Source organism: Microbispora sp. H10885 (assembly GCF_014161415.1).
GTDB lineage: Bacteria > Actinomycetota > Actinomycetes > Streptosporangiales > Streptosporangiaceae > Microbispora > Microbispora triticiradicis.
Genome location: NZ_JABBWY010000020.1, coordinates 47,907 through 58,806 on the forward strand (window position 1 = coordinate 47,907; position 10,900 = coordinate 58,806).

General features: G+C 71.5%; 6 protein-coding genes. 2 read left to right on the forward strand and 4 right to left on the reverse strand.

All coding sequences use genetic code 11. The annotated features are described in order from the left end of the window. Genes HHX37_RS35070 through HHX37_RS35080 form a run of 3 tightly spaced genes read right to left on the reverse strand, consistent with a single transcriptional unit; the run spans position 1 to position 6,859 of the window. On the reverse strand, positions 1-2,244 hold the full coding sequence (locus HHX37_RS35070) for a DUF5682 family protein (RefSeq protein WP_182888134.1): 2,244 nt from the start codon (positions 2,242-2,244) through the stop codon (positions 1-3). 2 nt (positions 2,245-2,246) lie between these two features. After that, a complete protein-coding gene (locus HHX37_RS35075) occupies positions 2,247-3,323 on the reverse strand; it encodes an ATP-binding protein (RefSeq protein WP_182888135.1) in 1,077 nt (358 codons plus the stop codon). After that, positions 3,320-6,859 (reverse strand): DUF4132 domain-containing protein, encoded by a 3,540-nt coding sequence (locus HHX37_RS35080; RefSeq protein ID WP_182888136.1) that lies wholly within the window; start codon positions 6,857-6,859, stop codon positions 3,320-3,322. The genes HHX37_RS35075 and HHX37_RS35080 overlap by 4 nt, the downstream gene beginning before the upstream one ends. Positions 6,860-7,142: 283 nt before the next feature. Between HHX37_RS35080 and HHX37_RS35085 the strand changes: the two genes are divergently transcribed. After that, the gene (locus HHX37_RS35085) at positions 7,143-7,850 is read left to right on the forward strand and encodes a ThuA domain-containing protein (RefSeq protein ID WP_182888137.1); all 708 of its coding nucleotides are present in this window, start codon (positions 7,143-7,145) and stop codon (positions 7,848-7,850) included. A gap of 121 nt (positions 7,851-7,971) precedes the next feature. Here HHX37_RS35085 and HHX37_RS35090 read toward each other — a convergent pair whose 3' ends face one another. Beyond that, complete coding sequence (locus tag HHX37_RS35090; RefSeq protein WP_182883658.1) at positions 7,972-9,069, reverse strand: glycoside hydrolase family 11 protein; 1,098 nt, start codon at positions 9,067-9,069, stop codon at positions 7,972-7,974. A gap of 710 nt (positions 9,070-9,779) precedes the next feature. Between HHX37_RS35090 and HHX37_RS35095 the strand changes: the two genes are divergently transcribed. After that, the gene (locus tag HHX37_RS35095) at positions 9,780-10,769 is read left to right on the forward strand and encodes a glycoside hydrolase family 11 protein (RefSeq protein WP_182888138.1); all 990 of its coding nucleotides are present in this window, start codon (positions 9,780-9,782) and stop codon (positions 10,767-10,769) included. Positions 10,770-10,900: the final 131 nt, after the last annotated feature.

Genomic DNA, 10,900 nt, shown 5'->3' on the forward strand with positions numbered 1-10,900 from the left:
TCAAGGTGTGATCAGTCCCTCCCGGCGCAGCGCCGCCTCGACCCGCTCGTCCAGAGCCCTACCGGCGGCCACCAGCTCCGGCGCCGCGTCCAGCCGCATCAGGTCCCATCCCGACGCGCCGCCCGTGCGCCGCTCGACCAGGCGGGTGGCGATGAGGTGCCGTTCGCGGGGCGGGAAGAAGCCGAACGCCTGGCGCAGGGCGGGCAGGGCCACCAGGAAGTCGTCGTCCGTCATCGCCCCGACCAGGTCGTCGAGCAGTTCCAGCATCCCGGGGGTGTGCAGCACCTCCTCCCGGGCGAGCGCGAACAATCCGGTCAGCCAGTCCCCGGCCGACGCCGGGACGAACGCGCCGCGCACGGCCCGCACGGGGTCCGCGGCGGCCGTACCACGCAGCGACCAGCCCAGTCCCAGAGACGCGCCGCGCAGGTCGGGCGGCGCGTCCCGGCAGGCGGCGAGCCGGTCCGCGACGCCCAGCGCCGCGGGCGTGTCCAGCCCGAGCGACGGGCCCGCGTGCCTGAGTGCGTCGCGGACGGCGGTCATGGCGTCGACGCGCCGGAGATCGGCGGGGGCGGGGCCGCCGCGCACGCCTTCGGCCAGCCACAGCGCCCGGCGGGTGGCGGCCCGGACCACCGTGCCCACGGTGGTGCCGCCGCTGGTGTGGAACAGGTCGTCGTGGCGCCACATCGCCAGGGCGACGGCGAGGACGCGGCCCAGCGCCCCCAGGTCGGCCGCCGCTTCGACGGCCCTCGTCAGGTCGTCCAGCACCTGCCCGGTCAGGTCGCCGACGCCGCACAGCGCCGTGTCGAACAGCACCTCGGCCAGTTCGTCCAGGCCCGCCCCGGGGATCCGTGCGGCGAGGGCGGCGGCCGCCGCCTCCTGCGGGTCCACGCCGTACCCGCCGGCCTCGATCAGCGCGGGCAGCCGGTCGTCGGACTCGGTCAGCGTCCATCGTTCGGCCAGCTCCGCGCGGCCTGCCGGGCTGGGTCCCGAGGTGCGCACCACGCCCGGGATCCGCAGCACCCGCAGCCGGTGCAGCAACCGGCTGCGCTCGCGGCCGGTGTCCTCGCCGAGGTCGAGCCGTTCCTCGCCCGGACCGCCCAGCACCGCGAGAACCGTGTGGACCAGCGGGGGCAACGGGGTCGAGGGATGCAGGCGGCCCACCCGGTCACCGCTGAGGGCCGCGATCATCTCCACGATCACGGGATGACTACCGGCCGGCAGCGGGCCGCGCGACGCCCAGGGCAGCGGGGTCTCGATCGCCTCGCTGACCAGCGCGCTCGCCAGGCCGTCCAGCACGTCGACCCGGGCCGGATGCGGGTGGCCGCGCATCGACGCGATCCCGTCCGCGGTGGCCCGGGCGGCGATCAGGTCCGCGGTGGACACCGGCTGCCGCCGGGCGCGCAGCCGGGCGGTCACCGCCTCGGTGAGCCCGCGGGCGGCCTCGGCCGGGCCCGACTCCCACAGGCGCTGGTAGTAGCCCGGCGACGGCATCCCCGCCTGGTAGCCGTCGAAGGCGTCCAGCCGCCGGAACGAGTACGGCACCAGGTAGCTGCCGACGACCGCGTCCGCGGGCGGCCGCGGCACCTCCGGCCAGTCGCGGCCGCCCTGCCCGGCCAGCCGGACCAGCGCGGGGCGGTGGAAGCCGCCCGTGACCACGACCACCGGCCGGTCGCCCGCGTCGGCGACGGCGGCCCGGACCCACCGCGCCATGTACGCCTCGCGGGCCGTGTCGTCCGGACCGGTCGGTGTGTCGCCGCGGACCAGGTCGAAGTAGGTCGCCAGCCGTTCGGCCAGCCCGTCGGCCGGTTCGATCTCGAACAGGTGGTCCCACAACGCGTCCACGTTGTCCACGGCGAAGGTGCGGCACAGTCGTCCGGTCACCTCGGTGTAGCGGGCCTCCGCGTCGGCGTAACGGTTGCGTACCCCGGCCAGCGCCGGATGCCAGGCGGGCAGGTCGATGAACCGCAGTTCGGCGCCGACGTCCCGGCCCGCGACCAGCGCCGTCCACTCGGGGGAGTAGTCGCACAGCGGGGTCCACGAGCCGTGCCGTCGTTGGGCGTCCCGGTAGCTCGTGTAGACGGCGATCGGCAGCTCATGCGCCAGCAGGAGCTCGTCCATCCGGTGGTTCATCTCCGCCGGGCCCTCGACCAGTACGTACGCGGGCCGCAGGGAACGGATGGTGTCGGCGACCAGCCGGGCGCAGGCGGGGCTGTGGTGCCGCACGCCGAGGAACGTGACCGCCATCGTCAGCCCGGCAGCAGGTGACGGGCCTCGTACACGGCCTTCCACTGTTTGCCCGACCGCCGCTGCTCCAGATATCTGCGGAGTTTCGCCAGGTCCTCCGGATTGTCCTTGGCCGCCGTGCCGGCCAGGCAGGAGACCAGGTCCGCGGCGGTGCCGGGCTCTCCGCGCAGGAACCATCCGCGCAGCCCGACGGCGTGCGCGACCGAGACGGCCTCCGCGGTGCTCATCACCCCCGACAGCCGGTCGGTGGCGTCGCCGCGCGTCGTCTGCCCGTCACGCAGTTCCCGGAACGCGGTGACCAGGACCTCCAGCACGTCGCGCCGTGGTGGCGCGGCGACGCCGGACCGCTTCAGCAGGGCGGTGGCCTCCGCCTCCACCAGCAGCAGTTCGGTGTCGAAGTCGGCGATGGGGAAGACCGTCTCGAAGTTGAACCGGCGCTTGAGCGCGGCGCTCATCTCGTTGACGCCGCGGTCGCGGGTGTTGGCGGTGGCGATGACGGTGAACCCCTCCCGGGCGAACACCATGGCCTCCGGCCCGGTCAGCTCCGGTACGGCGAGCACGCGGTCCGACAGCGGCGACAGCAGGCAGTCCTGCACCTCCAGCGGGCACCGGGTGATCTCCTCGAAGCGCACCACCTTGCCCTCGGCCATGCCGCGCAGCAGCGGAGCGGCCACCAGCGACCGGGTGGACGGGCCCTCGGCGACCAGCAGCGCGTAGTTCCACGAATACTTGATCTGGTCTTCGGTGGTGGCCGCTCCGCCCTGGATGGTGAGCGTCGAGGTTCCGCTCACCGCCGCGGCGAGCAGTTCGGACAGCAGCGACTTCGCCGTGCCCGGCTCGCCGACCAGCATCAGCCCGCGGTTGGTCGCGAGCGTCACCAGCGATCGATCGATCAGCGAGGGATCACCCACGAACTTGCGGCTGACGCCGAGCTTCTCGTCTCCGAGGACGAAGCGCCGGGCGGCCCGCAGGCTCAGCGCCCAGCCTGGTGGCCGGGCGTCGGTGTCGCTGTCCCGCAGCCGGGCCAGCTCGTCGGCGTAGCGGATCTCGGCCGGGGGCCGCTGGGCGTGCTCGTTCATCGGGTGATCTCCCTGAGGTCGCGCAGGATCTCGGACACGGTGATCGGATCGAGGCCGTCGAGGGCCACGCCCATCAGGGTCTGCTCGTCGGCGAACTCGGGATAGCCGATCGAGATGCCCGGATCGAGACCGACCGTGACGGTCCCGCCGCCGGGCACATCCCGCTCGATCCAGCCCTGCCAGCCGGCGTCCTGCGGGTAGCCCCGCCGCCAGCCCCGCCGTTCCAGGCCGAGCACCTTGCCCGTGGGGACTCTGGCGGCCATGATTTCGGCCAGCAGTGTCTCGTCCGGGCCGTAGGTCTCCCGGCCCAGCTGGGGGAACGGCTGCAGGATCTCGTAGTCGGCGAACACCTCGGCCCACCCGGCGCGCTCCTCGCCGAGCTCCAGCGGGTGCGCCACCCCCACGACGGCCTCGTCGGGCAACGTCAGCGTGTCGTCCTCGACGTCGGCGAAACTGCGGTCCTCGGCCACCCGCAGGGCGCCGGTGAGCCGGCCCGAGGAGTCGTAGAGCCCCCACACCAGACGCCGCACGATGTGCCAGAGCAGGGGGTGGCCGACGAGCAGCCGGCGGAAATCCGCACCGGTCCAGCGGCGCCGGTTCACCATGGCCTGCTCCAGCCGGCGGATGCTGTCCGCGGCCACGGCGCGCACGTCCTTCTTCAGCCCGGCGAAGCGCTGGTAGGCGGCCGGCGCGAGCTCCGGATCGTCGTTCGCCCCCGGCTTGGGCAGGTTCTTCAGCCGCTTCCCGGCGGCGTCGGTCACGTACGGCTTGAGCTGCTCGTCGAAGCCGACGACGAACCGCCTGCGGCCGTAGTCGAGGGTCAGGCTGCCGTCGGCGGACAGTCCGAAGTCGGGCACCAGCCGGTCGGCCAGTTCCTGCGGCGTCAGGCCGAGCTCGGCGGCGACCTCGTTCATCTTCTGCCTGGCCCGGTTCTTGAGCCCGGTGAACTTGACCTTCTCGGCGATGCCGTGCAGGTGCATCAGGGCCACGTCGGAGCCGATGGCGGCCAGCAGGTCCAGACCCGCGACCGCCCGCGCGTGCCCGCCGTCGCCGGGCCAGGCCCTGATCACCGGCGTCAGCCGCCGGATGGTCTCGTCGTCGCCGATCAGTCCCAGCGCGTCCATCACCCAGCTCTCCTTGGACGGATAGCCGGCCGCCTGCCAGCGCTGGAACAGCGTCCAGCCGAGGTCCGCGAGGCCGCGGCTGTCGCAGGCCTCCTTCACCAGGGTCAGACCGGCGTACGGATCGCCGGGCCGCGAGATCGCCAGCATCGTCATCACGTGGCGGACCGCCTCGGGCGGCAGCACACCCGCGCCGCCGCGCAGGTGGACCGGTGAGAAGACCGCGACCTCCGCCCACTCGGGCAGCACGGGCATCCTGGCGGGCAGCGCGTCGAGCGGGTCGGCCGAGAGCAGATCGGCGACCGCGGCCTCGGCGACGGGGCCGTAGCCTGCGGCGGCCTCCGTCACGGCGTCGCGGCCGCCGCCCGCGGCCAGTACCGCCAGCGCCCGCTCCGCCTGACGCCGGGGCACCCCGGGCCTGCCCAGAGCCGCCGGGATCAGCGCCCTCGCGGCCGTCTCGGGGTGGCGGGCCAGCCACGCCAGCGCGCTGGCGCGCACCGACTTCAGCCGCGACAGCCACTCGGCCATCAGCACGGCGATCTCCGGACCGGCGAAGGGAAGCAGCAGCGGAGCGACCTGGACGGGGGCGCGGCGGGCGCTGTCCAGCATCATGGGCAGCGCCGCCGGCCCGAACCTCGCGGCGACCTGCGGCATCCACTCGGAGACTCCCCACAGGTCGCCCGGGCGCCACTTCCCGATGAGCGGTGCGGCCAGCTCATCGGGCCCGGCGACGAACAGGGCGATCTCGTCGAACGCGTACGAGGGGGTCTGCCCGCCTGCGGCGATCTGGGCGGCGATCCGGGAGGCGACCTTCTTCCACTCGTGCCGGGGCCGGTCCCATGAACGGTGCTCCGGGCGGGCGGAACTCCACGTGTCCCGCTCGCCCGGCCGCCACAGCACGGCCGGCTCGTCGGTACACACCAGGTCATTCACCACGACCGGCTTGCGGACCGTACGCGGACGGGTCCAGGGCGGGCTGACCAGCACCTCGGGCAGGGCTTCGAGCGGCGCGGCGGGGACGGCCGCGGCGGCCGTGATCTTGTTGATCCGCCCGGCGGCGTCGTCGCCGACGCTCGGGAGCACCTCGGCCACGAGCCCGGGATGGGCCAGCACGTGGGCGCGCAGCAGCGTGTCCAGGGCCTTGCCGCCAGAGGTGGCCAGCATCCGCATCGCCCGGCGCGGGAAGCGGGCCGCCGCGCGCAGGAACGCCGACTCGGCGTACTTGTGCTCGATCAGGTCGAGGAGCGCCCGCATGGCCGCGTCGCCCGGCAGGTCGGCGAGCACGCCCAGCAGCCGCCGCCGGCTCTCCGCGTCGTAGAGGTCGTCGAACCATCCGGCCAGCATCGGCACGGCCGCTTCCCCGATGCCGTCCACGAGAGTGGCGGGCAGCGCGAGCGAGCCGAACACGGAGTAGCCCCGTACGTGGCCCGCGACGAGCGCCGCGTGCTCGGGCGTGCTGACCGCGGAGACCAGGCCGAGGGCGAGATCCGGGTTGACGCGGCTCACTTCGGCGCAGTCGTCCGCGACCCACTCCACCTCGGTGGGCACCAGGTAGGAGGCCGCCACCCGATGGTGGAGCCCGCCTTCCCGGCTCACCGCCAGAGCCGCGACGACCTCGGCGTACTCGGCGTCCGGCGCCACCGAGAGGACGGCACGGACCCGCGAGGCGACTTCCATCCAGGGCCAGCCGTACCAGTGATCATGGGACTCATCGGTGGCGAGCCGCCGGAGCGGCTGGGCGTACCCGCCGACATGGAGACCCAGCGAGGCCAGTTCGGTCACGGCGGTCGCCGCGAACACCAGGCCGTGTTCGGCCGGCCAGACTTCGCCGAACAGGCGCAGCGACGTCCGCTCGTTCCACGGCAGCTGCGCGGCCACCACGGAGGCGACCACCGCGGCGCCCAGCGGTGTGGGCTCCCCGGCCAGGTGTGCCGCGCCAGCGGCGGTGATCTCCGGGTCGGAGCACTTCGCCAGAGAGTCGCGGATCAGCTGACGATGGGCGTCCACCCTCGCGGCGAGTTCCCTGGGCGCGCCCGCGTCCGGCCGCTTCACGGAGACCTTGACGCCACCCCGCCGCGGATGAAGAGCACGCAGCCAGGAGGCCGGCATCGTCAGCCGGTCCTCATCCTCGGCCGCGATCTCTGCCGGAGAGGTCACGGGCGGAGAGGTCACGGGCGGGGACGTCACCCGCGCGGCGGCCGCTTCGTCCTCCGTGTAGCCCTTGCGCAACTTCTCCGCCACCAGCTTGTCGGCCGCCACCGTGGCGGCGGCGGCCGAGCCGAACGACTTGACCTGCGTCTGACCGGCCGCGCCCAGCCGCCCGTAGCGGATGTTCAGCTCCGTGCCGTCCTGACGCACCTCCCAGAACTTCGCCGAACCGCCGCCGACATAGGTCAGCATCCGACCCGCGCTCATGCCGATACCTCCACGCTGCGTCTGGTGTAGACCCCGTCGCTCAAGGGACTTCAGGGGACTTCAGGGACTCCGAGCGACTTCGAGCGGCACGGCGGAGTGACCGCGCCGACTCGGATGTCTCGTCCTCGTGATCGTCAGCGCGAGTATCGCGCGCGGGACCGACAATCCGGCTCCGGCCGTCGGCCGCTCCGCCGGCGTCGTGGATGATTTGTGGCCTTCGTCGCCTCAGTGGTGTGAAATGTGAAGATCACTGATGCTGATCCCGAGTGAGACAGGCGAGAGCATGACAGGTGACCAGGGCCGCAGGGCCCTCGTGGTGCGGGGTGGCTGGGCAGGGCATGTCCCGGTGGAGGCCACCGAGCTGTTCATTTCGTTCCTGGAGAAGAACGGGTTCGAGGTGGTCCGGGCCGACTCCCCGGCGCCGTACGCCGACAGCGCGTTCATGGCGGACGTCGATCTCATCGTGCAGTGCTACACGATGGGCACCATCGAGCCGGAGGAGATGCGCGGGCTGGACGCCGCGATCCGGGCGGGCACGGGGATGGCGGGATGGCACGGCGGCATCGCCGACTCCTTCCGCAGCGCCTCCGACTATCTTCACCTCATCGGCGGGCAGTTCGCCTGCCATCCGGGGAAGGATCCGGCCGAGTGGCGCGAGGGCGCGGAGGAGAACTACTTCGTGCCCTACACCGTGAACATCCTGCCCGAGGCGGCCTCGCATCCCATCACGGAGGGGATCGCCGACTTCGACCTCGTCACCGAGCAGTACTGGGTGCTGACCGACGAGTACGTCGACGTGCTGGCGACGACGACCCAGAAGGTCCGGCCGTGGGACCCCTGGCACCGGGAGGTCACCTCGCCGGCGATCTGGACCCGGCGGTGGGGGAGCGGGAAGATCTTCGTCGCGACCCCGGGCCACAACCTCGACGTCCTGCGGAACGACAGCGTGCGCACCGTCATCGAACGGGGGATGCTCTGGGCCTGCCGGTGAACGCGGGGAACCGCGGGCGCTGACGGCACGGAGAACGGCATGGAGAGGGGAGCGGGCGTGACCGCCCGCTCCCCTCTGTTCTTCACGTCGGCCGTACGTCGCGGCGTACGGCCCCGGTGGGTCAGCCGATCGTGCAGGCCGAGCCGTTCAGGCTGAAGGCCGAGGGGGTGGGGTTGCTGCCGTTGTGCGTGCCCTGGAAGCCGAACGTGGTGCTGGCGCCGGGCGCCAGCGAGCCGTTGTAGGACACGTTGCGGGCGGTGACCGACGAGCCGCTCTGGCTGACGTCGGCGTTCCAGGAGCTGGTGACCTGCTGGCCGCTGGAGAAGGACCAGGTCACCGCCCACCCGTTGATGGCGCTGCTACCGGTGTTGGTGACGGTGATGTTCGCGGTGAAGCCGTTGTTCCACTCGTTCTTCACGTAGGACACGCGGCACGGCCCGCCGCCCTGCGGCGAGGAGGGCGAGGTCGAGGGCGTGACCGAGGGCGAGGGACGGGTGGAGGGCGAGGACGACGGCGAGGCGGAGGGGCTCGTGGTGGTGCCGTTGATCGTGACGTTGGAGTTGCCGCTGCTCTGGTAGCCCTCGGTGGCGAGGATCTGGTAGTCGTGGCTGCCGAGCTGCATGCCGTAGCGGGCCCACGCGTCGAAGTGGTTGCCGACGGTGATCGTCCCACCGACCCGCTTCTGCTGGCGGACGCTCCAGTACTGGTTGAACGTCTGGTTGCCGTCGATCGACGGCGCGTTGTAGCGGGTCGTCTGGTAGACGTCGTAGGTGCCGCCGTCGCTGGTGACGGTGCCCTTGAAGGTGCCGGTTGGACGCCAGGAGCCCCAGCTGTCGACGATGTAGTACTCCACCAGCGGGCCGCGGGTCCATCCGTACAGGGCCAGGTAGGCGTTTCCGGAGGGGTTGAAGCTGCCGGAGTAGGTCACCGTTCTCCGCGCGCCGGGCTTCCAGCCCTTGCCGGCGACGAAGTTGTTGGTGTTGCGCCAGGAGGTGCTGTAGTTACCGCCCGATCCCAGGTCCATGGAGACGGTGCCCTGGCTGTCGGTCCAGAACGAGAAGAAGTAACCGTCGTGGGTGCCGGTCTGGTTGGTGGTGACGGCCGCGTGGGCCACACCGGGCAGCAGCGCCACCGCCGCGGCCAGCACCACCGCGGTCACACGGCCGGCCAGCAGCCTGATCCCGCCGCGTCCGCGGCTTCTCCGATGCACGTCGTTCATGTGCGTACTTCCTCCTCGTGAAAAGGCCGAAGGCGGCCAGGCGGCGTCGGTAGCCTGCACGGGTCACGGTCGCCACCGGACGTCGGCGTCGCACAACGCGGCGGAGGGTGACCGGTCGTCACAGGGGCGACCACCGGAGGACCACATCGCGGCCGGTGACCGGTTCCGACAGCGGTTGAGGCCCTTCGCCGACGAAACTATCGGTTGAACGGCGAAAGTGTCAGATGGCGTCTGCACCGCTGTCAACGCCGCGTGTGAGACGCGCCGAGATCGACGATCTCGCCTGAGTCATCACCCCTGGCCATCGCCCCTCGCGACCGGTCGTGGCGCGGAGCGGACGATGAAAATTTCGAGGAGGAGGCCGGTCGTCCCCGAAAACGGCACATGATCCCATCGTGCGATCAGTCGACGCACCCGCTTCGCCGCCCGCTGTGGCCGGAATCGTGAAATTTTCACCGGGACTGACCGGCTCTTCACCGCCCAGAGTTCGCCCTCGTGCGACGGGGCGATCGGCCACGACCAGCGTTTACGTGAATCGCCACCTGCCCAAAGGGGTCTGTGTCCCCTCCGAAATCGTTGACACCCCAAGTCAGGCGTGCCGATACTTTCGTCAATACGCCGATAGTTTCGGGATCAGGCCGATCAAGATTGCCGGCCGCGACTCTTCTCCCGGGCCGTTCTCGGCTTATTCATGAGGAGGAAGTACGTACATGAACGACGTGCACTTGAGAGGCCGCGGCCGTCTGCGGTCGTTGGTCGGCCGTGTGGCCGCGGTGGTGCTGGCCGCGGCGGTGGCGCTGCTGCCCGGTGTGGCCCACGCCGCCGTCACCACCAACCAGACCGGTACCAACAACGGCTACTTCTTCTCGTTCTGGACCGACAGCCAGGGCACCGTCTCCATGGATCTGGGATCGGGCGGTAACTACAGCACCTCCTGGCGCAACACCGGCAACTTCGTGGCCGGCAAGGGCTGGAAGCCCGGCGGACGCCGGACCATCACCTACTCCGGCAGCTTCAACCCGTCCGGAAACGCCTACCTGGCCGTCTATGGCTGGACCCGGGGCCCCCTGGTCGAGTACTACATCGTCGACAACTGGGGCACCTACCGCCCGACAGGGACGTACAAGGGCACGGTCACTTCGGACGGCGGCACCTACGACGTCTACCAGACGACCCGCTACAACGCGCCGTCGATCGACGGCAACCAGACGTTCAACCAGTACTGGAGCGTCCGTCAGCAGAAGCGGACCGGTGGGACGATCACCGTCGGCAACCACTTCGACGCGTGGGCCCGCTACGGCATGCAGCTCGGCAGCCACGACTACCAGATCCTCGCCACCGAGGGCTACCAGAGCAGCGGCAACTCCAACATCACCATCGGGGGCTCCGGCAACCCCACGTCGAACCCGACCACCACTCCGCCCCCCGGTAACGGCGGCTGCACCGCGACGCTCTCCGCCGGGCAGCAGTGGAGCGACCGGTACAACCTCAACGTCTCGGTGAGCGGTTCGAGCAACTGGACCGTGACGATGAACGTGCCGTCCCCGGCGAAGGTCCTCTCCACCTGGAACGTCAGCACCAGCTATCCCAGCTCCCAGCAGCTTGTCGCCAGGCCCAACGGCAGCGGCAACAACTGGGGTGTGACGATCCAGCACAACGGCAACTGGACCTGGCCGTCGGTCTCCTGCTCGGCGAGCTGACCCACCCGCCACACGGCACACGTGGCGCGGAGGGCTCGACCGCGAGGTGGCGGTCAAGGAGGTGCGGCTTCCGCTGGTCCTCGACGAGGAACTGCGGGCGGAGCTGTGCGCGCGCACCGAACGCGAGGGCC